This window comes from Streptomyces sp. NPDC031210, from assembly GCF_055570395.1.
The window spans coordinates 119,871-141,859 of sequence record NZ_JBVIHH010000009.1 but is presented as its reverse complement, the minus strand read 5'-3'; the positions used below and the strand labels follow the sequence as shown (position 1 = coordinate 141,859).

Sequence of the window (21,989 nt, the reverse complement as noted above, 5' to 3'; positions counted from 1 at the left end):
AGCTCTCAGGAGCGCGTCTTGGCGGGCCGCGCTGCCTCCACCGTTCGCGTCGCCTTCGCCGTGCGTCGACTCCGGCGGGACAGCACGGTGGCCGGAACGAGGAGCACAGCGCCGAGGAAGAAGTAGCCGTTGATCACCATGGTCTTCCAGAAGTCCCATGACCCTGTGTCAATGGCCTCCTTCTCCATCCCTAGCAGGCCGTGCGGAGTGAGTGCCGTCGCCATGGTGACGTTCTCGACGAGGCCGGGCACGCCCCGCATCGTCAGTACCGCGCAGCCGATCCACAAGGGCACGTGCACCAGCCAGGACGGCGCACGTCGGCCCCATGGTTTGACTGTGGCCAGCACGCACACCACACCGACGACCGACATGAGGACGATGAGGGCGTCGTAAGAGAGGAAGAGCCACACCGGAGTGCCGTCGTCGGGATCCATCGTGTCCTCGTACATGACACCCATCTGCACGTGCCATACGAAGCTCGACACCAACCAGGCGACGGCAGCGTATGCCCAGCGAAGGAGAGTTTTCCCGGGTTCGGATTGCATGATCTCGACGCTACGAGCCGGGGCGCGGAAGAGGCGTCGGCTCGCAGGAGGAGCACCTCCGCCGCACGGGGGAGGCACGCCGATATCGAGCGGGAGTGGGCGGTCCGTACGGCGTGCTTGAGCCGCGTGGAACGGGTCCTGATCACGCACGACCAGGTCCGCGAGTACGAGCTGCCCGCGGCTGCGGGGAAGGCCGGCGACCCTCGCTGGGCCGGGTTCGCGCGCTGGTACGGGCTCGAACCCGGCCATCCAGTGCAGTGGGAGGTCGATGCGCTCGATCCGGCCGAGTTCCAGCGCCTGGTCCTCGCCGCCGTCGCTCCTTACATCGACCGAGCCGTACTCCGTGACCGCATCGCGGAGGAAGAACGGCAACGGAGGCAGCTCAGGGCCTTCACCGAGGGGCCCCAAACCGCCCGCCCGGCCGTCAGTGACTTCCAAACTCATCGACATCGATCAAGCGACGAGCCACTCCGTGACTGCCGGCGAGGGCCGCCGGACAGGTTGGAGGCGGTTGAGGCGGCCCTCAGCCCTCAGCCCTGTGAAACGGGCGTGAAGTCCCGGCTCGCCAAGTGGGCAGGCCGTGGCTGGGGCGCGGCGTAGGGGGCGCCGATCCCGTTCTCGACGCTGTTGTAGACGACGAACAGGTTGGTGCGTGGGAACGGGGAAACATTCCCTGCCGAGGCGTGCAGGCAGTTGCAGTCGAACGCCACCGCCGATCCTGCGGCCCCGGTGCACTGGTGGATGCCGCGCTCTTGGGCGAGCGTGGTCACCGCGGAGCGGTCCGCCGGGCCCGCCGGGAGATTCTTTCCGAGCAGGGACAGCTTGTGGTAATCGGGCGGTGTCTCGCCCACGGAGGGAACGAAGGTGTGATGCGACCCTGGGATGATCATGAGTGGTCCGTTGGAGGGCGTATTAGCGGTGAGCCCGATGGACAGGCTCAGGGCGCGGGGGGCGGGCATACCGTCCTCCGCGTGCCAGGTTTCGAAATCCGCGTGCCAGCCGAATTTCGAGCCGTCAAATGCCGCCTTCAGGTTGACCCTGCTCTGGTGAACGTACACCTCGGACCCCAGGAGTTGGCGGGCAATGCCGGCGAGCGCGTCCGCGCGGATGATCCGGGCGAAGGCATCACTGAGGACGTGTACCTCGAACACGGAGCGGACGTTGTCGGAATCCGGCTCCGGGACCACCCGGCCGGCGTCGCGCAGGGACGAGTCACGCGTCAGGCGCTGGACTTCCTGGAGACACTCGGCGACCTCTGCGTCGGGGAGCAGAGCATCGAAGGAGAGGTACCCGTCGCGTCCGTAGGCGGCCAGCTCTCCAGGGCTCAGCGGGCCGTCGGTGTCCGTACCCCAGACCACGGGGTGTCGTCGGTCGAAGGGAACCGATTCACGCGCCGTGCGGGTCGGATACAGATCTTCTGCCTGCGTGGGATGTACTGCGGTCATCGTGGTGCCTCCTTGCGGGAAGGGAACGATCGGACCTTGCGGGCATGGCTGCATCCGCTCATCGGAACTCTCAGTTCGCGGAAGATCGAGCGGACGTGCCCGGCCGTCGCCAGTGACCGTCGCGGAAGGGCGCGGTCACCCCCTGGTCCGGTCCCAGGGCAGCGCTGCGACGGGCCAGTCGGTGCGCGAGACGAGAGAGGGCAAGGCACATCGTCAGGTACAGCGAGCCCACCACGAACAGAACGGGGAGGTAGGGATAGCCGTTCGGGGTGGCGATGTTCTGGGCCAGGAGCTTGCCCGCGTAGAGCAGTTCCTCGTACATGATGATGAAGCCCAGGGAAGTGTCCTTAAGGGTGACGGCGATCTGAGCGACGATGCTGGGAAGCATCGCGCGCAGCGCTTGCGGAAGCACCACAGACCGCATCACCTGCGTCTTGTGCATCCCCAGGGCATAGGCAGCCTCCCATTGCCCCGTGGGAACGGATTTCGCGCCCGCGCGCAGAATTTCCGCCTGCACCGCGCCGTTGTACAGGGCTACCCCTGTCGCCAGCGCCCATAAGGTGACGCCGGTGAAGTGAGTCGCCGTCCATGCCCCGACTGCGCCGAGATGGCCGTTCAGTACAGAGCCGGTCTTGTCCGTGAGGACGCGCAGCCAGGCCATGTTGTAGAGGGCGAAGATCAGGATGAGTAGCGGAACGCCACGGAAGAACTCCACCAGGGCGGTGGTCGGCCAACGAACCAGTCTGTGCTGCGAGAGCGTGCCGGTTCCGAGCAGCAGACCGATCGCCAGGGAGAGCAGTGCGGCCAGAGTGAAGACTTTCAGGGTGTCGAGCACTCCGACCAGGATGCGCTGTTGCACTCCTTGGTAGGTAAAGGGCGTCCACATGGCGGCGCTGAACTGCCCGGTGTCGGTCAGGCGCAACAGTGCAGCACCGCCGAGGGCCAGTCCGGCGGCCAGCGCAATGAGCGTGTACAGAGTATGACGGCGGCGGGCACGCGGTCCGGGGGGCTCGAAGAGCACTGGGGCGGCCCGGCTGCTCAGCACGGGAGTGCCAGGCGGCTCTCAAGCAGCCGGAAAGCGGCGCTGATCAGCGTGATGAGCAGAAGGTAGGCCAGTCCCACCCACAGGAAGATGGTGGTGATGGCGTAGCCCTTCTCTACCAGGGTCTGCTCCACGCTGAACATTTCGTAGACGCTGAAGCCTCCCGCGAGGGCGGAGTTCTTCGCCAGAGTGATCATGGCGCTGTTCACCGGGGGGAGCGCTGCTCTCACTGCTTGCGGCAGCACTATCAGCCGGGCTGTTTGGAAGAAGGTGAGGCCGAGGCTACGCGCCGCCTCGGCTTGTCCGGCCTGCACGGTGTTGACTCCTGATCGGAGGGCTTCGCACAGGAACGCCGAGGAGTAGGCCCCCAGGGTGAGCACCGCCAGCGTGAAGTAGCTGAGACCGGTCAGCCCTAGCATCGGCAGGACCAGTGTGACGCCGAAGAAGAGCAGGACCAGCGGCGTGTTGCACAGCAGCGTCACAGCCAGTGCTCCCATGTTGCGCAGCAGCGGCACCGGGCCCGCGCGGAAGCATGCGAGCACGGGACCCAGGATGACGGCGAGCAGTGCGCTCGATGCGGTCAGCCGGACGCTTCCCAAAAAGCCCCGGCGGAAAAGGTCGAGGTTGTCCAGCAGCATGTGCACGGGCGGCTCCGTGGCGATGGCGGTCGGGCGGCGTCGAGCGGTCCCTTCTAGGCGGTGCGGCAGCCGGCGTGCGGAGATCTCTGCCAACGGGCCTGCTCAGTAACGCCTCACTTGCGGCGGTTTTGGGCGCGGGCCTCCCGTCCGGCCGAGCGTGGCACGGTAGGCGCGTTGCCAGTCGCCGTTGTGCATGTGGTGCTCAAGCGCGTCGTTGATCGCTGCACGCAGCGCCGCGTCGTCCCGGGCCAGCCCGACGCCGTACGGCTCCTCGGAGAAAGCGTTCCCGACGATGCGGAGCCGTCCGGCGTTCTGGGACGCGTATCCCTTCAGGATCGCATCGTCGGCTGTTACGGCATCGGCAACCTTCGTCACCAGGTCCTGGACGCACTGGGCGTAGCTGTCGTGGGAGATGACGTCGGCCCCGTAACGTGGCCGGCTGATCCGCTGATAGGGCGTGGACCCGGTAACGGTGCAGACCTTTTTCCCCGCCAGGTCGCTGGGGCCGCGTATGCGTAAGTCGTCCTTACGCACCAGCAGGTCCTGGCCGGCGAGGTAATACGGGCCGGCGAAGGAGACCTGTTTCTTGCGTTCGTCATTGATCGTGTATGCGGCGACGTAGTAGTCCACGTCACCTTGGGCTATGGCGGTCTCGCGGCCTTGGGGCGGAACGGTCTGCCAGTCGATGCGGTCAGGTGCGAATCCGAGGTCCGCTGCGACCATGGTCGCGATCTCGATATCGAATCCTGAGCGTCGGCCGGTTACCGGATCCTCGAAACCGAGGAACGGATGGTCGGATTTCACACCCACGCGGATGCTGCCCCGGCGTACGGCACGGGCATAGGCGCGCGATCCTTTCACCTTGACGCCATGGGCCCGCGCGTACTGAAGTCCGGCTGCCTGCCGACTTGCCAGTTGGTCCGTACTGCCCGGCGGGACGCCTTCCCGGCCACAGGCCGCGAGCGGCAGCACGGCAAGACCAGCGCACATCAGAAGGAGCCGCCGGCGCGGCCACCGAGACCTTCGAATGTTCCAACGTGGCCTCGGCACCGCGTCACCCCGCCATGTCGCTGTCAGCGGGCGCCGGTGCGGCGAGGACCCCGGTGTGCCGTTGGAAGAGCGCTCCGGAATTACGGTGCGGCAGGTCCACGATCCGCAGCAGCTCGAACCCCTGAGCCACGTAATACCGGTGCAGCAGGTGGTTGGTCTTCCAGGCTTCCAGCCTGAGCCAGGGCTTCTGCTGCTTCACGGCCAGCCCGCCTGCCCAGTCCAGCAGGGCCGCGCCGACCGCTTGACCGGCGGCTGACCTGCTCACGACCAGGTCGTGGACGTAGAGCGCGCAGGCGGGGTCGTCATGCGCCCACCATTCAGGGTCGGCCTTCTCCTGGACGGTGATCGTTCCCACCAATTGGCCGTGCAGGTAAGCGAGGTGGCAGTCGCGGGCTCGGATGGCGTCGACCATGCGGTACCGCCGGGGCGGGTACTGCCACTGGTCAAGGTCTCGGGAGGCCAGCCAGCAACTGGCCTCCAGCCAGAGCCCTTCCACCAAATCCAGTTCATCAGGGCGGGCGGCGCGGATGTTCAGGGCGTTCACGATGCGGCGTCCCGGACAGGCGCGGCCAGGTAACGCAGGGCCACGGCGGCATGGCAGGCGATACCGGACGCGAGGGCGTCCTCGTCGAAATCGGCCCGATTGGAGTGCAGCGCGGGGGCTGTATCGGGCGTCAGCCCGGGTGGGCACGCGCCGAGAAAGGCAAGGGCCCCAGGGACGGCGCACAGGACGTAGGAGAAGTCCTCCGCGGTCATCTCGGGAGCCGGTAGTACGTTCACCCGGTCCGGGCCCAGGACCTCCGCTGCCGTATCCAGGACGAAATGGGCGAACTCCGAGTCGTTGACGGTGGCCGGATACACCGGTTCGACCGAGACCTCCGCTGCCGCGCCGTGCGCGGCGGCCACACCCTCGGCGACCTGATTCACCGCGGCAAGCAGGCGCTCACGGGTCGCTGCCGTCAGCGTGCGCACGGTCCCGGCGAGTTCGGCTGTCTCCGGGATGATGCCGGGGAACGAGCCCGCTGACAGACGGCTGATCGTGAGAACGGCCGGATCGGCGGCCGGGATCCTCCGGGTCACGGCCGTCTGCAGGGCCAGGACGATCTCGCAGACCACCGGAACGGGATCACAAGCAGTGTCGGGAGCGGATGCGTGGCCGCCTCGGCCGCGCACCACGATGCGCACCCTGTCAGAAGCTGCCATCTGCGGGCCGGGACGCAGCCGGAGTACGCCGCTGGGCAGGTTCGGCGTGACATGCAGCGCGAAAGCGGCGTCCACCCTTCGGCCGCCGGCCTTGAGCACGCCCTCGTCGATCATGTGACGGGCACCGTGCCGGCCTTCTTCACCGGGCTGGAACATGAACACCACCCGTCCGGCCAACTCGTCCCGGCGGCGGGAGAGCAGCCGTGCGGCGCCCACCAGCATGGCGGTGTGGGCATCATGTCCACAGGCGTGCATCGCGTCGGGAGTCTGCGAGGCGAACGCCAGGCCGGTGTCCTCCCGCAGGGGCAGAGCGTCCATGTCCGCGCGCAGCAGAATGGTGGGCCCGTCGTCGGAGCCGTCGAGCGTCGCCGTCACCGAGGACAGCCGCTGTCCGGTACGGATGTCCAGGCCGAGGCCGTCCAGCGCCTGCAGGACACGCTCCTGCGTCTGAGGCAACTGCAGCCCGGTCTCCGGCCAGGCGTGCAGTGCCCGACGCAGGCCCACAACGTCGGTCGCCAACCGGCGGGCTTCCTTGAGGATTCCGTCTCCGCCCGGTGATGACCAAGCCCCCAAGGCGGACCGCCCTCCCTCTGTCACCGGCAGTACCGGTGACGTGGTGGGCGTGGTGGGCGTGCCGGTACTGCCGAAGGCTGTCATGGGATGGCTTTCCTTCCTCAGGCACCGCTGGGTCGTCGGCGTATGAGCGGGTGACAGCGGTAACTCACGATAGGGAGCGGTAATCCGATCCGACAGAGGGCAGGAAACACGACCGTGGTTTTCGGTCACCCAACGTGGCGGCCACACCATGGCGTATTCGCGCTCGTGACCACCTCCTGACACGCTGCCATCCTTCTCCCGGCGTACCCACAAGGCCGAGACGGGAGCGAGGTCCGACCATGGCCACGTCCGACGCACAGGCAGAGAGCGCAGCACGGCAGCCCTGGCAATGGGAGGAGACCGAATGGCGCCGACACGTCGAGCGAGCCCGCGCGGGACGCAGCCTCAAGCCGGCTCGGTGGCCACAAGGCGCCAAGGCCGCCGTGGCCCTCTCCTTCGATCCCGACCACGAGACGATCCCGCTGCGGGACGGACACGTCATGCCGGGCAAGCTGTCACAGGGCGAATACGGCGCCCGGGTGGGTGTTCCCCGCATCCTGGCCCTGCTGGAGCGGCACTCCGTCCCGGCCACCTTCTTCATGCCGGCCGTTTGCGCACTGCTGCGCCCGGAGGAAGCCCGCGGGTACGTCGAACGAGGGCACGAAGTCGGCATCCACGGTTGGATCCATGAACGCAACATGGAGCTTCACTACAAGGACGAACGAGACCTCGCCTTCCGGTGCACCGACACCCTTGAGCAGATCACCGGCCAGCGGCCGGTCGGGATCCGTACCCCCTCATGGGACTTCAGCGAACACACCCTGGACATCAGCCGTGAACTCGGCCTGTGCTACGACTCGTCCCTGATGGCCGACGACGAACCGTACGAGATCCTCTCCTACGGGGAGCCGACGGGGCTGGTGGAGATTCCGCCGGAGTGGATCCGTGACGACGCGGTCTACTTCAACATGGATCGGTACACCGCGGTGCGCCCGTACACGGCGCCGCGCCACGTTCTGCGGTTGTGGCAGGACGAGTTCGATGCCGCGTACGCCGAAGGCGGGCTGTTCGAACTCACCATGCATCCGCACGTCATCGGCCACCGGTCGCGCATAGTCATCCTCAAAGCGTTGCTGGACCACATCGCCGAGCGCCAAGACGTCTGGTATGCGACGCACGCACAGATCGCCAACTATGTGAAAGCGAATGCCGCAACGTCGGCAGAAAAGTCCCGTACATGAGCGCACCGTACCGTTGGTAAAAGGTGAGCACAGGCGGCATACGGTCTACGGTCTTCCAGCGGCCCGTCCGGTGGCGCGAATGTGTTCTTGTGGGTCGCAACCCTCCCGCCTACGGTTGCCCGTCAGCACAGTTTCCGTCAGTGACCAGTGAAAGCTGATCGCGGAGTTCCGCAGCTCGGATTCCACAAATTCCGGCGCAGGGCATCAGCATCAGCAGGTATGCGAACTGTGGAGGAATCTTTTTGTGGGTCTCCAATGGCCGTACCGGTCTGCCGAAAGAACTTGTAGGCTACTGCGCGCCCACCCCGGTCGTGCCTGTGCGGCTGCTGATCGACGGCGTGCCCCGCATTCTGTGGCTGAAGCTCGAGTCGTACAACCCGTACGGATCCATCAAGGGACGTACGGCACTGGCGCTGTGGCAGGACGTGGCCTCCCGGATCGACCCGGCGCTCGGTGTCATCGAGTCCACCTCGGGCAACCTCGGCCTGGCCTTGGCCGCGATCGCCGCAGCGTACCGAGTCCCGTTCACCGCAGTGGTGGATCCGCGCATCAGCGCATCGCTGCTGGACGACGTGCGGGCCCTGGGAGCCCGGGTGGTGACCGTGGACACGCCGGACGGGGCGGGGGGTTACCTGCTCAACCGGCTGGAGTACATCGAGGAACGATTACGACACGAGCCCGGGCTCGTCTGGCCGAACCAGTACGCCAACCCGGCCAACCCCGCCGCCCATGCCACCTGGACCGCGCCTGAACTGCACCGGCAGACAGGGGAAGGCCGGATGAGCGTCCTGGTCGCGGTCTCCACCGGCGGCACACTTGCCGGGTTCCGCCGGTTCGCCGCCGTGTCCGGCGCCAACTGGGAACTGGTCGGCGTGGACGTGACAGGATCGGCAGCCCTCGGCGGTTCGCTGGGAAATCGGGTCCTGTCCGGCATCGGCGCGAGCCGCCCCTCCACTTTCCTGCCGCACGGACACCAGCCAACTGTGCACATCACGCCCGAAGAGGCCGTCAGCACCTGCCGGTGGCTGTGCGAGACCACTGGCCTGCGCGTCGGACCGAGTTCCGGTGCCCTTGCCGCAGCAGCTCTTCACCTGCTCCGCGCAGAGAGGAGGCGCACCAGTGTGGCCTGCCTCTGCCCGGACGGGGCCGACCGGTACACCGACACCGTGTACTCGCCCGCTTGGCGCCGCGATCACGCCCTGGCCGAAATCGACGTCGGCCAGGACATCGACATGCTCACCCTGAATCCCTGTCAGCCGGACTCCGCCGTCGCCGAGACGGCCCTCGGAGAGGTGCGCCCATGACCGCGCAGGGCGGCGACCGCGACTGGTACGCGAGAGCCGGCGTGCGCAACGGCCCGCGGCGCCATCTCCAAGGCGAACTGGAGGCGGGCCAGATGTACTTCCCACCCGCCCTCCTACCCTATGCCGACCATCCTGTGGTGCGTGGCCTGCCGGACGATGCCCGCGCGGCCCTCTTCGCCCGGCACCTCTTCCAGTACCTCAGCTTCACCGCTCAGTTCGAGACGCAGGTGGTGAACCGGGCAACGGATCGCATAGCCGGGGGCCGCAGCGGCGTCGAGGCCAGTGCGGACACACGGCTTGATGCCTACCGCATCTACTGCGATGAGGGTTACCACGCGCTCTACAGTTTCGACGTCATCCAGCAGATATCCGACGCCTCCGGCGTCATGCCGGTCCCTTACGACTTCACGTACTTCCGTGACCAGCTGGACGCCGTCGGAGACCGGGCGCTTTCGGGGGAATCCGCCCTCGCCCAGCTCCTGCAGGTCGTCGTCTTCGAGACCCTCATCACCGCGATCCTCAACGACATACCCAAGGACCAGCAGGTACTGACGGTCGTGCGGGAGATCGTGCGCGACCATGCCCGCGACGAGGGCTGGCACCATGTGTTCTTCTCGCACTTCTTCCGCGATCTGTGGATCCAGCTCCCCTCTTCGCTGCGCACCCGTGTCGCCCGCTGCCTGCCCGAGCTGATCCGCTCCAGTCTGCTGCCGGACCTGCGACCGGTCCGGGCCGCCCTGGTCGCGGCCGGGCTGCCGCAGCGCACGGCCGAGGAGGTCGTCCGGGACTCCTACCCGCGTACGGAAGTGGAAGCAGGCATCCGAAGGGCAGCCCGGCACTCGGTGCGCCTGTTCGAGGAGACCGGAGTACTGCAAGTGCCTGGAGGGCGCGAGTCCTTCCATAACGCAGGACTTCTGCCGGAACAACACGCAAACACACATCGACCGGGCGAGCGCAAAGGGGAGGACAGTGAATGAGCGAGGACCTGCTCTTTCTCGACCGCCAGACGGTACTGGAGTGCGCGTCCGAGGTCGACCTGTGCGAAGTCGTCACCCAGGTATTGCGGCAACACGCCGAGGGTGCCGTGGCGATGCCCGCGGAAGGGTATCTGCCGTGGACCAACGAGACCGGCGCTTACTGTCGTTCTCTGGCGATGCTGGGCGCGGTGCAGGGCAGCGACGGGGCGCCGGTTCGCGGGATGAAACTCATCAATGCCGCCACCAGCAACCCAGCGCTCGGCATGGAACGGGCCGGAGGCATCGGCATGCTCTTCGACCACCACACCGCTCGGCCCGTGGTGCTCGCCGAAGCCGGCTGGCTGAGCGCCGCACGCACAGCGGCTTACACCTTGGTGAGCCTGCGGCACCTGGGGCCGCCGGAGTGGGATGCGCTCACGCTGATCGGCTGCGGCACATTGGCGCGTACCCATCTTGAACTGCTCGGCGAAGCATTCCCGCAGGCCAAGTCCGTGCATCTCTACGACCGGGTACCCGCGCGGGCAACCGGCCTCGCGGACTGGCTCGGGCAGCACAGTCCCCACCTGCGGGCACATGTCGAACCCAGCGCCCGTGCAGCGGTCGGGGCCGCCTCCGTCGTTGTGACCACGACCACGGCCGATACCGGCTATGTGCCGACCGCATGGCTCGAACCGGGCACTTTTGTCGCCCATGTGTCACTGGCCGACCTGCTGCCCGACGCCTTCCTGACCGCAGAAGCGCTGTACGTGGACGATGTCACCCTGGTGGCGGACAACCCCCGCCGCGTCCTGGGCGCTCTCCTGAAGGACGGACGGATCACCGCCCGCGGCCCCGGAAACCGAGACCACCCACAGGCCGCGGACAACAGGGGGGCGGCGCCTGCGCGGACACTGAACGGGACACTCGGTCAGGTGATCACCGGTCAGGTGCAGGCAATCAGGCCCCGCACCGGCCACGTCATCAGCAATCCCTTCGGTATGGCGGTCCTGGACGTCGCCCTGCTCAACGCCGTCCACGAAGTTGCCACACATCGAGGGACCGGCCGGCGGTTGCGCCTTTACTGAAAGAGGCCCCCATGCACGAGGTCAACCCCCGCCCCGATACCGGTCACGAGAGCGGGCTGTTCTCCCTCGCGGACCTGGAGCCCGCGGCCCTGATGAAACTCGCCGAAAGGGCGGTGGAACTCTTCCGTGACCGACAAGCCCACAGCCGCCCCCTGCGCGATCGGGTGGTCGGCATGCTGTTCACCCGCACCTCCACCCGCACCCGCACAGCTTTCCACGTCGGCACCGTACGCCTCGGTGGCGCCCCGATCGGTTACGGCCCTCACGACCTCCAGCTCAACACCGGCGAATCGATGGGCGACACCGGCCGGGTGTTCGGCGCCATGCTGGACATGCTCGTCGTCCGGAGCGCCGGCCCCGTCGACGAGCTGCGCGAACTGTCCCGGGAAGGCGGGCTGCCCGTGATCAACGCGATGGCGACGGAGGAGCACCCGACCCAGGGCCTGTGCGATCTGGCCACCCTCACCCTCGCCCACGGCGACCTGAGCGACATCCGCCTGCTGTACATCGGTGAGGGCAACAACACCGCCGTGGCACTCGCGTACGGCATCACCGCAATCCCCGGCGCCCACATCACGTTCGCCACCCCGCCCGGATACGGACTGCCGGAAGGGGTACTGGCCGCTGCCCGACGACGGGCCGACGCCACGGGTGCCTCCCTGGCGGAGGTCCACGACCTGGCGGCCGCACCGGATGGTGTGGACGTCATCTACACCACTCGCTGGCAGACCACGGGAACCAGCAAGCCCGACCCTGCGTGGCGGGAGGTCTTCCGACCCTTCCACGTGGACGCCGCGCTGATGCGCCGATGGCCGCGGGCAGCATTCCTGCACGACCTGCCCGCCCACCGTGGTGACGAGGTCGCCGGAGAGGTGCTCGACGGGCCCAACTCCCTGGCGTGGACGCAAGCCGCGATGAAACTGCCCAGTGCCATGGCCGTGCTGGAGAACACAGCCGGCCATGCCTCCAGCTGATCCGAGGCCGCCCGGCCTGGGACGACGAGCACCACTTGGATCAGGAATGAGAGCGGCATGCCGGACATCTCCCGTGTCACCGCGTACACCCATCTGACGGCGGACGACCTGGTGCCACCTCGTGTCCCCGAGGTCTTCTTCGAACCGGCCGACACAGAGATCGGCGTATGGGTGGTCCAGGATCTCCTGCCGCCACACGGCGGCACTGTCCTCGACCTCGGTTCAGGAAGCGGCGCCGCAGCTGCGGCCATGGCCCGCGCCGGAGCAACACGCGTCCACGGCGTCGACTCCGGGAAGGAAACACTGGAGTGGGCCCGCCGGCACTATGCCTCCCGCGACGGAGACCATCGCGTCACCTTCGCCCTGGCGGACTTCGCGCTGCTGTCCACCGACGAACTGGCCGCAACCGCTGCCCCGCTACCCCGCCCCCTGATCGTCACCAGCAACCCGCCCTACGTGCCCCTCACTCCGGACGTCGACCTCCTGCGCCCGTCCATCAGCGGAGGGAGCGATGGCCTGAAATGGGCCGGGGCGATCATTGGACACGGCCAGGCGCTCAAGAGCGACCTTGGGCTGACGTTCGGCAGCTACTCCAGCCCCCGGCGCGCGGTGAAAATGCTGGAAGACGCGGGGTACTCCATCACATCGGTAACGCTGTGCCCGCTTCCATTGGGCGACTTCACCCTGCACCACCCGCATCGGGTGCACGCACTGGAGGAACAGGGTGAGGCGGTGTTGTGGCGGTCCGGACCGGAGACGCCCGCATACTTTGTCGTCGGACTGGCCTGCCGGCGGGCAGGTCCTCCCCGCACTGCGGACCTGAACGCGGGGGAGGCTCTGATGCAGTTGCTGCGCACGGCAGCGCGGTCCCGCACCACCCGGCTGGAGGCTCTGGACAACGACGACGCACCTGCCACCGCGTGGCCGGTCCGGGTGCTGGATCTGCCGCCCGCCGCCGTACGCCACCACTGGTGATCATCTTGTCTGCCGGAAGAGAGGTTCCACCGTGCCCGGTTCCGCCCCTACGCCCCCGGTCTCGCCCGTCAGTGTCACCGTGGACGCCGTGGAGCACAGCATCGACTTCATCCGCCCGCAGCTGCGCAGCCGCCGAGCGACTGGGATCGCCCTGTACGCGGGAGTGCAGATCAATGGAGCACCACACCTGGGCACCAACGTCATGCAGACCGCGGCTTTCCTGCTCGCCCAAGCCGCGAGAGAACGCTTCGGTGTGCGGGCAGTGCTCCGGTTCGGTGCGCTGGACAACACGGCGTACCAGAGCCGTCAGTGCCCCCGCACCGGTACGCGATACGAGCGTTCTTACCACCATGCGCTAGGACCGGACCGGATCAGAGAGTTGACCAAACGTTTCTACGGTGACCTCTTCGATGCGCTGTCCGCTGCCACCGGCGTGCCCTATGAGACCGAGACCTACACTCACCAGCAGCGCAGCCGTCCCTTCCGTGAGGAGTTCCTGCAGTCGCTCGCGCGCCGGGAGCAGCTGCGCTGGGTCCTGGCACCGTCCACTGGGCAGGTGCCCATCAGTTTCCCCTGCCCGCAATGCGGCTGGCTGCAGAAGTACGGAGAGCACACCGAGCTGCTCACCGCGGATGCGACGAGGGCCCGTTTCGTCGCGGTGTGCCTCGACCACGGACGGTACGAGGTCGACGTCCAGCCGGACAGCGAGGCATACATCGGGGTGACGACGCTGCATCGCAACCTGGTGAAGGAACGGGTTGCCGCACGGGGCGGGGTGCTTCCCGTCATCATCAAGGGCGCGGACTGGGCGAGCGGCTGCCGGCTTCTGGATGAGGCGTTCCTCTGCTACCCGGACAGTCTTCCGCCACCACGCGTCTTCACCCCTGTAGTGCTCTCCGCTTCCGGGGCGAAACTGTCCAAATCGCTGCTGCGCGAGGGCACTGCGGAACTCTCTCCGGACACCGAACCGTGGATGCTGGACGCGACGGCCTGGGACGGAACAGCGCAGGAGTACGCCTCCACCCTGCACCGGCTGGTCTCACTGATGCTGGCCGAACCCCAGCACTTCGAGCGTGGCTACACCACGTCCGAAGTGGCCCACCTCATCCGAACCCACGCTCTCCGAAACACGGCGTCAGGCGAGGTACGCGTGATCCACGATTGATGGTCCGGCTCCCGCCCGCAGTGCGGCGGCGTGGGAACGGGCCTGCTTCTTCAAGGGCGGCCCCGCGGAGACTCTACAGAGAGACACACCGTTCCAAAGTCCCAAGCGCCCTCGCCACCTCCGGTAGTTCCGGCGCCGACCAGGCCGCAGCGCACGCCGCCCACAAGGCGTCGCAGAAATCCTTGCCCCCCAGCCCTGCCACCGAGAGCTCACCCCCACGAACCGCGGCATGCCAGCCGCCACACGCATAACCGTCCCCACTCCGCTCCACCGAACGCGCCGGTGCCAGCAGGCCGCGCAGGTCCGCCGCGAGATGCGTGGGACGACGATGTGCCGGAGCCGTGAGGAGCCCTCGCGCGTTGGTCGCGCCGGTGAGAACCAGCAGACTGTCGAAACCGGCGCGGTGTGCACCTTCGATATCGGTGTCCAGCTGGTCTCCGACCATCAAAGGATGTCGGGCACCGGTACGGGCCGCACTGTCGTACAGGAGGGCAGTCGAAGGCTTGCCGGCCACGGTGGGAACTACGCCGGTCGTGGCCTGGACCACCGCGACGAGGGCGCCGTTTCCGGGAGCGGTGCCCCGGGGCGTGAGCGCGGTCCGGTCGGTGTTGGTGACAATCCAGGGCACTCCACAGCCGACGGCGTAACCGGCCTCCGCCAGATCGCGCCAACTGACCGTCGGCGCAAACCCCTGCACGACGCAGGTGGGCTGGTCATCGGCGGACCGCACCGGCTCCAGACCTTGGGCGCGTACCGCGGCCAGCAACGCCTCACCACCGATGACCAGTACGCGAGCGCCCTCCCCGCAACGCTTGACAGCGAGACGTGCAGCAGCCTGCGCCGACGTCACCACATCCCCCTCGGTGACCACCACTCCGAGTGCCTGTAGATGCTCGGCCACCGACTGGGGCGTGCGGAAGGCACTGTTGGTGATGTAGGCGAAACGCATCCCGGACTTGCCGGCACGGGTCAGTGAGTCCACAGCGTGGTCCACGGCCAGAGCGCCCACATAGACAACGCCGTCGAGGTCCAGGAAAGCGGCGTCATACAGCTGGGCGAGCGGGAGGCCCGTCTTTGCCGTAGGTAAGTGCTCGGTCATAGCTGGTGCCGTCCTGGATCGGTCAGGAAGAGAGTGGGAAGGGTAACAGGGACGCGCGTACTGATGTTTTCAGGGTGGGGTGGTGGTCAGGCGGGTTTCGGTGCGGCAGCCGTCTATGAGGTGGGGGCCGAGCTGGGATGTGCCGGAGTCCGCGGCGGAGGGTGCAGGTGAGGTGTTCCGGGTCCGTGAAGGCGGCGTTGGCATCGGCCTCGCCGCAGTAACGACCAGATGCCTTCGACGGGTTGAGGTCCGGCGCGTATGAGGGCAGATGCAGGACGGTGAGCCAGTCGTGGTCGGCCGCCGACTGTTTCATGCTGGCTGTTCGGTGGGTGTTGAGGGTGAGGTAGGCCGCCGGCGAGGTGCCCGTGGTGCGGGTCCTTTTCCGTCGGCCCCCTCCCGAACCGTGCGGGCGGCGTTGACCAGACACGGCTTTCCAGTGATCACTTCCGGGGAAGAGCTGGGCCCCGTCCTGCATGGATGTCGTGATGGCAGGCCGAGCAGACCACCAGGGTCTTGTGCCGACGCGCTGCCATCAAGACCATCCATGGCGGTCGGTCCGGCCGACCGGGCCTATCGAGATCGGCGAGGGCTGACAGCCGTGATCCGCATGGTGAACGAGCTTGCCGGGCTCGACCTCGCGGGAGCCGAGGGCGTACTCGAGTGTGGTGAGAACCAGGTCGGCGTCCGGCGGAAGGCGGTCCGCCGCCGCGGCCAGGCCCGCCGCCTCGCCTTTGGCCGCGGCGGCGCGGACCAGGTCAGCCGTGCGGTGCCGGATCGCGGGACGCAGCCGTTCCACGGCCCGGGCACTGAACGGACCGGAGACCCGGGAGGGCCGCGGCCGAAAATCCACATACGGCCGAACACCGGAGCGGAAATTACCGCCCCATGGCTTCGTCGGTGGGTCGCAAGAGCCTCGCACAGCACCTCAACAGATCAGTCCCGCCTCGGTTGATGGCCTCGACTGGTGGGCTCGCATGTCGAGGCGTCGCGTATTCCAGCTCGAATCGCCGCGATTGGTCACTTTAGGTGATGAGGGCAGCATCCAGGGTCCGGCCCGGAGTAGGTATGTTCGCCCGGTGGCGCGTTCGAACCGCTTCGGAAGGGGAGAGTGTCGGTGGACGTCGTCGCGGTCATGGAAGCGCCGTCGTTGGCACGGGCACAACTGGAACGGCGTCGGCTCCGGACGTGCGCGCGGGCCCCTGTCCCGGCGGGCCTTTGCGTTACTCGCCGCGCTGCTGGTCGTTGGGGTTTGTGAAGACCTGGGGGAGGAGCGGCGAGACGTGTGCCCTGATGTGACCGATGCCTACTACCGCCAGCACGTCGTGCCGTACTACCGGGCATTCGAATCCCGTGTGGGGTACGCGGCGTTGCTCGGCCGCACGCGCCACTTCGGCTGGTACGAACCCGGTGACTCCCCCTGGGGTTTCAAGGCGGCCATGCGGCGCATGGAGGTCGTCGCGGCACGCAAGCTGGCCTTGCCGCCGGCGTCTTCGGTGCTCGATGCCGGGTGCGGGGTCGGTGACACGGCGCGCACGGTCGCAGGAGCGAGCGGGGTGCATGTCACCGGGATCGACGGTATCGGGTCGGATATCTCCATCGCGCGGCAACGGTCGGCCCGTGCCGGCGAGCCGGGCAGGCGGACACGTTTCCTGCAGGCCAACTATCACGCGCTGCCGTTTGCCGACGCCTCCTTCGACGGCGTCTACACGATGGAGTCCTTTGTCCACTCGACCGAACCCCTGCACGGGCTCGCGGAGTTCTTCCGTGTCCTACGTCCTGGCGGGAAGCTGGTGATGTTCGAGTACGCGAGCACCCCGCAGGCTCAGCTGGCGCCACGGGCGCGGACCGCGCTGCTGCGAGTCTGTGAGCTGTCCGGTATGCCGGGCCTGCTGGCGATGACCCATGGGGAGTTGGAGCGGCTTCTTCGCCAGACGGGTTTCGCCGTCGAACCGGCCTATGACGCGACGGCGAAGATCCTGCCGATGCTGTGGGCCTTCTCCGTGCTCGCCCGGCTTCCCTATTGGCTCGCGTGCAGCGTGGGCCGCGGCGACCTCCTGGTCAACGCCATGAGCGCGGTGGAGATGTACCGCCACCAGGACACCTGGCGGTACACCATCTGTGTCGCTACCAAGCCGTGAGCCGACGGCTGCCTCGCGCTGTGAGGCGGGGGACCGGGTGCTGGCTGGCGGGGCGGATGGCTGATCCGCTCGTGACCCGGGAACAGCACGATGTCGGTGCAGAAGCCAGGGCGCTGCAGCCGGCGGGCCGCACGGCCGGACACCAGGCTGGAGGCTGGCGAGTGCCTGAAGGGCTCTTGGCAACTGTGCGGCAGCCAGCCGTGATCGTCTCGTCCAGGCCCTTGCTGCCTACGATGCCCCGGCGCCGCTGCGGAAGGACGGACATCGCGTGAAGCGCGTGCCTGTGTGCCTGCGTGCCTGCGGGCCGACTACGCGTACTGCGCCCGATGGGTCGCACGCGATGAGATCGCGGGATTCATGGTGGTGCGGATACTGCTGCCGGCCGAGGTGAGGCCCTTTGTCCTGGCGGCTTACGCGTTCGCCAGTCTGACCGACGATCTGGCGGACGGTGGACAGCCCGCTGAGATGGGGCTGGACCGCTGGACGGAAATGGTCCGTGATGCGTTCGCGAGCCCTCTTACCAGCGCCGCCCATCCCGTGGTGCCGGCCTGTGTCCATACCTGCCGGGTGCGCGGGTTCCCTCGCCACCTGGTCGAGTCACTGCTCGCGGGTGCGGTGATCGACGGGGACTTCACCGGGTTCGCGGACGTCACCGAAGAACTCGACTACATCAACCGCTGGGCTGTGCCGTTCTCTGCGGTCGGGGTTGGAATCCAGTACCCGGGCGGCCCTTCGGCGCAGCATGCCCGGGGATGGCACATGTTCGCGCGAGCCATGCAGCGTCAGGACTGGCTGGCTGATCTGGCTGGCGACCTGGTGCAGGGGCGACTGTATGTTCCGGCGTCGGTACTGGCCGACTACCAGGTGAGCGCGGCCGACCTCCACCGCAGTGCCCGGGGCCGCGTCGCCAAGTGGGCGCGCTGCTGGAGCACCTGTGGCGCCAGGCCAGAGAGGACCTGTCGCAGGCCCACGGTGTCATCGACGTGACGACGTCCGACTTGCAGCCGCTGGTCAGGGCCGGCCTCGAGGCTGCGCGCGCCCGGCTGGAGCGGGTGGAGAAAACCGGAACGGGACTCATACGCCATACCGTCGGGTTCGGGGTACGGGAGCTGGTCAAGATCCTTGCCCGCAGCTACCGCGCCGCGCGGTGCTCCGCCAGCGCCAGCCCGCTGGAAGCAGCCCAGCCCCGCACGCCATGACGGGACCTGGCGGGCTGCTTCGCGCCGGGCGCCGCCAGGTGCTGACGGGCAGGCCAATCGATTCCTCAGCCAACCCCTGGTGACCGGGTCGTGGGCGTGGCAGGCGTGCTGCCGGCGTCCGGGTCGGCTGGGCGGCCGCGTCCCGCACCACCTGAGATCGGGTGAGTGCCCATGCCGGCTGGGGCATGGGGAGTGCTGGCGCGCCCAGGGGCGGCGGACAGGGCGTTGCGGGTGCGTCGGTGGAAGGCGAGCAGGCCAAGGAGCGCGGCCCCGGCGAACCAGGTGAGCTGGAGGGAGAGATAGGAGAGCGGCGGGGTGTCGGTGAAAGCGGCGGCGGTGGCGCTCTGGACGGCGCCATAGGAGGGGAGGAAGGTGATGGCCCAGCTGTTGGCGCCGGAGCTGACGATGGGGTTCTGCAGGGCGATGTCGAGAACACTGGTCATGACCAGCGCGAACATTCCTTCGACCTCGCGGCGCAGCAGGGCGCCGAAGACGACGCCGAGGGCGCCGTAGGTCATCGCCGCGCAGAACAGTGCGGTGGCGAGCAGCAGGGGCTGCCGCGGCGTCCAGGACAGGCAGGCGATGGCGGTGGCGTAGGCGGCGATCACCACCGAGGCGACGGCGAGCGCGGCGGTCTTGGCCAGCACGAGGTGGGTGCGCGGATAACCGGCTAGGGCGAGGCGGCGGTCGAAGGGGCCGCTGGCGAAGGTCGCGGCGAACATCATGAAGCCGGTGATCAGGGTGACGGAGTTGATGGCACCGGTGACCTGGGTGAGCTGGTTTCCGGCAGGGGTCAGGATGCGGCCGGTGACCCGCAGCCGAAAGTGCACGGGTGCGCTCGGGACGACAAGGTGGGCCACCGCACTCCAGATAGGCACGTAGGCGGCCACCAAAAACATCGCGAACCGGTTGCCGGCGTGCGCGACGAGCTCATATCGGCTGGCAGTGCGGAAATAAAGCAGGTGCCCTTTCACCCCGACGCCTTTCCGTGCGCGCAATGCAGCACGCCCTCCTTCAGGTGCCAGAGTTCGTCGAGGCGGTCCGCGTCGTGGGCGAGGTGGGAGACGACGAGCACGGAACGCCCGGCCTCGCGCAGGTGGTTGGCGAGATCCCAGAAGCGCAGATAGGTGTCCCAGTCGAAGCCCTGGTAGGGCTCGTCCAGCAGCAGCGTCTGCGGGTCGTGCATCAGGGCCAGGGTCAAATTCAGTTTCTGTCGGGTGCCTCCGCTGAGCGCCTCGGCGCGTTCGTCGAGGTAATCCGCGAAGTGGAGGCGCTCCATGATCTCCCTGGCGCGGCGCACGTCGGGCAGTCCGTAGGCGGTCCGGAACAGCTCAAGGTGCTGGCGGGCCGTCAGGGCCCGGTTGAGAACGACACGTTGCGGGCAATGACCGATCCCGCCGCGGTGGCGGACGGTGCCGCTGTCGGGCCGCAGTTCACCGGCGAGGATATTGAGCAGGGTCGACTTCCCCGACGGACAGGGGCAGACCTGTCCGCTCGGTGATCAGATGGATCTTCGAGCCGTACTTGCCCCGGTCAACAGGATTCGGACCTGTCAGGTCCCCCTTTTTCAAGGCCCGCATGTTCACCGAGTCGATCGCACACCGCGACCAGTCCAGGTCACCGCGGGCACCGAGTTCGTCGAGGACCAGGCGGTGGAGTTTGGCCCACACCCTGGCCTTCGTCCACTCTGCGAACCGACGGTGCGCCGTCGCGCCGGACGGCCCGAATGACGCCGCGGGAAGCTGCTGCCACGTGCAGCCCGGGGTCGCCACGAACACGATCGCGGCCAGGACCTCGCGGTCGCCGTGGCGACGCCGGCCACCGCCCTGCGGCCGCGACGGCGCCTCTGGCACCACCCGCTGGAACAGCTCCCACAGCTCATCTGACACCAGCCGCTCAACGATCCCCCCGCTGGGAGGCTACCGACCGTAAAGGGAAGGCCCGTAGTCAGTGGCCGATTCGGCGCTGCTCGTCGAACCGAAGCAACACCCGTACCAGACGCCACACTCCGGCCACCGCCCCGAGCAGTGCGCCCCCCGCCAACACGCCTTTCTCTGCCGAACCAGAGAGGTCAAGGGCCAGGGCGAGAGTCCAGGCGACAGCAAAGATCACCCCAGCCAGCACGGCGGCAGTCACCAGGGCGAAAACGATCTCCACCGTCATTGCGTCCTTTTCCCACCGCGACTCACGCCCCATATCCATGCTGCAAGTCTCACATCGCGGTCAAGCCACCGCGCCTGCGACTGACCGCTGACTCTCACGGGCAGCTCGATCACCAATTGAGATGACTAAGCCTCCTGGACCGCATCCGCACCGTGGTGACCTGCAATGCTGGTGCAGGCGCACGGCCGCGAAAGGGCCATGGAGTGTGTTGAGAAGGAGGCGAAAGCCATGGCCCGCTAGACGGCGCCTGGTCAGTACCCGTTCACGGGGCGCGTACGGGGCTTGAACGGCCCTCGCCGACGGGTGGACGCCCTCCTCGCCAGGCCGCGAGATTCTCCCCTGCCTTCTGTCTCGTCAGCCGGTCAGCAGTACCCATACGCCAGGGGAGTTTCTACGGACATGCTTCACACGCCAACGGGAGTTCGGATAACGCAGGTCGATGCCCGAGAGGGCTCTAGCGATGGATGCGGCACGTCATTCTTTGTCCGCAGTGGACAGGGCCTCGGCGATCATGCGGATGGCGAAGTCGGGGTTGTCGGTGATGCGGTTGATGTGCTCCGCGAGCAGGAAGGCGGTGGCTTCCAGGGGATTCATCTCCTCATCGGTCCAGTCTCCGTACTGTTTGCGCCACAGGTTGGGGCTCAGGCCGGTGCCCGCAGCGATGACCAGGCCAGCCATGGTGGGGATGGCCTCCGGGCGGATACTCCGGGGCATCATGCGCATCGTGGCTACGAGGTTGGGCACCACGTACTCGATGACGTCCTTGTCGTGGTCCTCGTGGGCCTTCCGCAGCCACGTCATGAACATGTAGATGAGCGTGCACGCGCCGTCGAGCAGGTCATTGGCTTCCTTGGGGCCCAGCGACTCGGTGAACTGGTGGATCAGCTCCTGTTGTTCGGGATCGGTCTCGGTCTTGCCGTCGCGGATGCTCTTGAGACGAGAGTCGACCAGCATGAGCGCTGCGCCCACATCGCCGGCGGGAGCGTGCTGGGGGTCGTAGGGCGATGACACAGGATTCCTCCTCAGGTGGCCGCGATGGGCGGCGCGGCATGTCTGTACATTAGACGGCCGAGGAGACGCGGGACTGGCGAATTCCGGTGAAGGTGAAGAGTTCCGCTTCGTCCGACCGGGACATGATCCTCCCGCCGTAGACGGCCGCATTGAGGCCGC

Annotated in this window: 24 protein-coding genes and 2 pseudogenes; 10 read left to right on the top strand and 16 right to left on the bottom strand. The window is 67.6% G+C overall.

The genetic code is table 11. The annotated features are described in order from the left end of the window. Positions 1-5: 5 nt before the first annotated feature. From ACZ45Z_RS18470 to ACZ45Z_RS18440, 7 genes are all read right to left on the bottom strand, one after another. The gene (locus ACZ45Z_RS18470) at positions 6-995 is read right to left on the bottom strand and encodes a hypothetical protein (protein ID WP_468363208.1); all 990 of its coding nucleotides are present in this window, start codon (positions 993-995) and stop codon (positions 6-8) included. An 80-nt stretch (positions 996-1,075) separates the two neighbouring features. Next, a complete protein-coding gene (gene thpD / locus ACZ45Z_RS18465) occupies positions 1,076-1,990 on the bottom strand; it encodes an ectoine hydroxylase (protein WP_468363206.1) in 915 nt (304 codons plus the stop codon). Positions 1,991-2,060: 70 nt separating this feature from the next. Further along, positions 2,061-3,011 carry an amino acid ABC transporter permease gene (locus ACZ45Z_RS18460; protein ID WP_468363204.1) on the bottom strand — a complete coding sequence of 317 codons (951 nt, stop codon included), beginning with the start codon at positions 3,009-3,011 and terminating at the stop codon, positions 2,061-2,063. Between the two features lie 17 nt (positions 3,012-3,028). Next, a complete protein-coding gene (locus tag ACZ45Z_RS18455) occupies positions 3,029-3,676 on the bottom strand; it encodes an amino acid ABC transporter permease (RefSeq protein WP_468363202.1) in 648 nt (215 codons plus the stop codon). Between the two features lie 96 nt (positions 3,677-3,772). Beyond that, positions 3,773-4,660: a glutamate ABC transporter substrate-binding protein gene (locus ACZ45Z_RS18450; RefSeq protein WP_468363200.1), complete on the bottom strand. Its 888-nt coding sequence runs from the start codon at positions 4,658-4,660 to the stop codon at positions 3,773-3,775. 64 nt (positions 4,661-4,724) lie between these two features. Next, positions 4,725-5,264 (bottom strand): GNAT family N-acetyltransferase, encoded by a 540-nt coding sequence (locus ACZ45Z_RS18445; protein WP_468363198.1) that lies wholly within the window; start codon positions 5,262-5,264, stop codon positions 4,725-4,727. Further along, entirely contained in the window at positions 5,261-6,442 is a 1,182-nt protein-coding gene (locus ACZ45Z_RS18440) for a M20 metallopeptidase family protein (protein WP_468363196.1), read from the bottom strand. Before ACZ45Z_RS18440 ends, ACZ45Z_RS18445 begins: the two co-directional genes overlap by 4 nt. A 377-nt stretch (positions 6,443-6,819) precedes the next feature. Between ACZ45Z_RS18440 and ACZ45Z_RS18435 the strand changes: the two genes are divergently transcribed. The 7 genes from ACZ45Z_RS18435 to ACZ45Z_RS18405 all read left to right on the top strand — a co-directional run bounded on the left by ACZ45Z_RS18435 (position 6,820) and on the right by ACZ45Z_RS18405 (position 14,220). Beyond that, positions 6,820-7,761 carry a polysaccharide deacetylase family protein gene (locus tag ACZ45Z_RS18435; protein WP_468363194.1) on the top strand — a complete coding sequence of 314 codons (942 nt, stop codon included), beginning with the start codon at positions 6,820-6,822 and terminating at the stop codon, positions 7,759-7,761. A gap of 242 nt (positions 7,762-8,003) precedes the next feature. Then, on the top strand, positions 8,004-9,065 hold the full coding sequence (locus ACZ45Z_RS18430) for a pyridoxal-phosphate dependent enzyme (RefSeq protein ID WP_468363192.1): 1,062 nt from the start codon (positions 8,004-8,006) through the stop codon (positions 9,063-9,065). Continuing rightward, positions 9,062-10,042: a diiron oxygenase gene (locus ACZ45Z_RS18425; protein ID WP_468363190.1), complete on the top strand. Its 981-nt coding sequence runs from the start codon at positions 9,062-9,064 to the stop codon at positions 10,040-10,042. The genes ACZ45Z_RS18430 and ACZ45Z_RS18425 overlap by 4 nt, the downstream gene beginning before the upstream one ends. Then, positions 10,039-11,106, top strand: coding sequence for an ornithine cyclodeaminase family protein (locus tag ACZ45Z_RS18420; RefSeq protein ID WP_468363188.1), 1,068 nt, complete (start codon positions 10,039-10,041; stop codon positions 11,104-11,106). The genes ACZ45Z_RS18425 and ACZ45Z_RS18420 overlap by 4 nt, the downstream gene beginning before the upstream one ends. An 11-nt stretch (positions 11,107-11,117) precedes the next feature. Then, positions 11,118-12,080 (top strand): ornithine carbamoyltransferase, encoded by a 963-nt coding sequence (locus tag ACZ45Z_RS18415; protein WP_468363186.1) that lies wholly within the window; start codon positions 11,118-11,120, stop codon positions 12,078-12,080. A 57-nt stretch (positions 12,081-12,137) separates the two neighbouring features. Continuing rightward, positions 12,138-13,055 carry a methyltransferase domain-containing protein gene (locus tag ACZ45Z_RS18410; RefSeq protein ID WP_468363184.1) on the top strand — a complete coding sequence of 306 codons (918 nt, stop codon included), beginning with the start codon at positions 12,138-12,140 and terminating at the stop codon, positions 13,053-13,055. Between the two features lie 88 nt (positions 13,056-13,143). After that, on the top strand, positions 13,144-14,220 hold the full coding sequence (locus ACZ45Z_RS18405; RefSeq protein WP_468363182.1) for a hypothetical protein: 1,077 nt from the start codon (positions 13,144-13,146) through the stop codon (positions 14,218-14,220). Between the two features lie 73 nt (positions 14,221-14,293). Here ACZ45Z_RS18405 and ACZ45Z_RS18400 read toward each other — a convergent pair whose 3' ends face one another. The 4 genes and pseudogenes from ACZ45Z_RS18400 to ACZ45Z_RS18385 all read right to left on the bottom strand — a co-directional run bounded on the left by ACZ45Z_RS18400 (position 14,294) and on the right by ACZ45Z_RS18385 (position 16,115). Next, the gene (locus ACZ45Z_RS18400; protein ID WP_468363180.1) at positions 14,294-15,319 is read right to left on the bottom strand and encodes an HAD-IIA family hydrolase; all 1,026 of its coding nucleotides are present in this window, start codon (positions 15,317-15,319) and stop codon (positions 14,294-14,296) included. A 69-nt stretch (positions 15,320-15,388) separates the two neighbouring features. Continuing rightward, a pseudogene (locus tag ACZ45Z_RS18395) lies at positions 15,389-15,656 on the bottom strand (transposase); the annotation flags it as partial. Positions 15,657-15,759: 103 nt separating this feature from the next. After that, positions 15,760-15,852, bottom strand: coding sequence for a hypothetical protein (locus ACZ45Z_RS18390; protein WP_468363495.1), 93 nt, complete (start codon positions 15,850-15,852; stop codon positions 15,760-15,762). Then, entirely contained in the window at positions 15,852-16,115 is a 264-nt protein-coding gene (locus tag ACZ45Z_RS18385; RefSeq protein ID WP_468363178.1) for a hypothetical protein, read from the bottom strand. Before ACZ45Z_RS18385 ends, ACZ45Z_RS18390 begins: the two co-directional genes overlap by 1 nt. Positions 16,116-16,611: 496 nt before the next feature. On the opposite strand from ACZ45Z_RS18385, the gene ACZ45Z_RS18380 reads away from it, so the two are divergent. The 3 genes from ACZ45Z_RS18380 (at position 16,612) to ACZ45Z_RS18370 (ending at position 18,656) form a co-directional block, all read left to right on the top strand. Beyond that, positions 16,612-17,457, top strand: coding sequence for a class I SAM-dependent methyltransferase (locus ACZ45Z_RS18380; RefSeq protein ID WP_468363176.1), 846 nt, complete (start codon positions 16,612-16,614; stop codon positions 17,455-17,457). A gap of 357 nt (positions 17,458-17,814) precedes the next feature. Then, complete coding sequence (locus tag ACZ45Z_RS18375; RefSeq protein ID WP_468363174.1) at positions 17,815-18,444, top strand: squalene/phytoene synthase family protein; 630 nt, start codon at positions 17,815-17,817, stop codon at positions 18,442-18,444. Continuing rightward, a complete protein-coding gene (locus tag ACZ45Z_RS18370; protein WP_468363172.1) occupies positions 18,441-18,656 on the top strand; it encodes a hypothetical protein in 216 nt (71 codons plus the stop codon). Before ACZ45Z_RS18375 ends, ACZ45Z_RS18370 begins: the two co-directional genes overlap by 4 nt. Positions 18,657-18,721: 65 nt before the next feature. Here ACZ45Z_RS18370 and ACZ45Z_RS18365 read toward each other — a convergent pair whose 3' ends face one another. The 5 genes and pseudogenes from ACZ45Z_RS18365 to ACZ45Z_RS18345 form a co-directional block, all read right to left on the bottom strand. Beyond that, entirely contained in the window at positions 18,722-19,630 is a 909-nt protein-coding gene (locus tag ACZ45Z_RS18365; RefSeq protein ID WP_468363170.1) for an ABC transporter permease, read from the bottom strand. Further along, complete coding sequence (locus ACZ45Z_RS18360) at positions 19,627-20,112, bottom strand: ATP-binding cassette domain-containing protein (RefSeq protein ID WP_468363493.1); 486 nt, start codon at positions 20,110-20,112, stop codon at positions 19,627-19,629. The genes ACZ45Z_RS18365 and ACZ45Z_RS18360 overlap by 4 nt, the downstream gene beginning before the upstream one ends. 10 nt (positions 20,113-20,122) lie before the next feature. Further along, positions 20,123-20,560: pseudogene (locus tag ACZ45Z_RS18355) on the bottom strand (IS5 family transposase); the annotation flags it as partial. Positions 20,561-20,603: 43 nt separating this feature from the next. After that, entirely contained in the window at positions 20,604-20,858 is a 255-nt protein-coding gene (locus ACZ45Z_RS18350) for a DUF6332 family protein (protein ID WP_468363168.1), read from the bottom strand. A 435-nt stretch (positions 20,859-21,293) separates the two neighbouring features. Further along, a complete protein-coding gene (locus ACZ45Z_RS18345) occupies positions 21,294-21,830 on the bottom strand; it encodes a hypothetical protein (protein ID WP_468363166.1) in 537 nt (178 codons plus the stop codon). Positions 21,831-21,989 lie beyond the last annotated feature (159 nt).

Coding starts and splice junctions, on each gene's coding strand:
- ACZ45Z_RS18470 (WP_468363208.1), bottom strand. CDS start 995: ATGTCGATGAGTTTGGAAGTCACTGACGGCCGGGCGGGCGGTTTGGGG.
- thpD (WP_468363206.1), bottom strand. CDS start 1,990: ATGACCGCAGTACATCCCACGCAGGCAGAAGATCTGTATCCGACCCGC.
- ACZ45Z_RS18450 (WP_468363200.1), bottom strand. CDS start 4,660: ATGTGCGCTGGTCTTGCCGTGCTGCCGCTCGCGGCCTGTGGCCGGGAA.
- ACZ45Z_RS18435 (WP_468363194.1), top strand. CDS start 6,820: ATGGCCACGTCCGACGCACAGGCAGAGAGCGCAGCACGGCAGCCCTGG.
- ACZ45Z_RS18425 (WP_468363190.1), top strand. CDS start 9,062: ATGACCGCGCAGGGCGGCGACCGCGACTGGTACGCGAGAGCCGGCGTG.
- ACZ45Z_RS18420 (WP_468363188.1), top strand. CDS start 10,039: ATGAGCGAGGACCTGCTCTTTCTCGACCGCCAGACGGTACTGGAGTGC.
- ACZ45Z_RS18415 (WP_468363186.1), top strand. CDS start 11,118: ATGCACGAGGTCAACCCCCGCCCCGATACCGGTCACGAGAGCGGGCTG.
- ACZ45Z_RS18410 (WP_468363184.1), top strand. CDS start 12,138: ATGCCGGACATCTCCCGTGTCACCGCGTACACCCATCTGACGGCGGAC.
- ACZ45Z_RS18400 (WP_468363180.1), bottom strand. CDS start 15,319: ATGACCGAGCACTTACCTACGGCAAAGACGGGCCTCCCGCTCGCCCAG.
- ACZ45Z_RS18390 (WP_468363495.1), bottom strand. CDS start 15,852: ATGGCAGCGCGTCGGCACAAGACCCTGGTGGTCTGCTCGGCCTGCCAT.
- ACZ45Z_RS18375 (WP_468363174.1), top strand. CDS start 17,815: ATGGTGGTGCGGATACTGCTGCCGGCCGAGGTGAGGCCCTTTGTCCTG.
- ACZ45Z_RS18350 (WP_468363168.1), bottom strand. CDS start 20,858: ATGGATATGGGGCGTGAGTCGCGGTGGGAAAAGGACGCAATGACGGTG.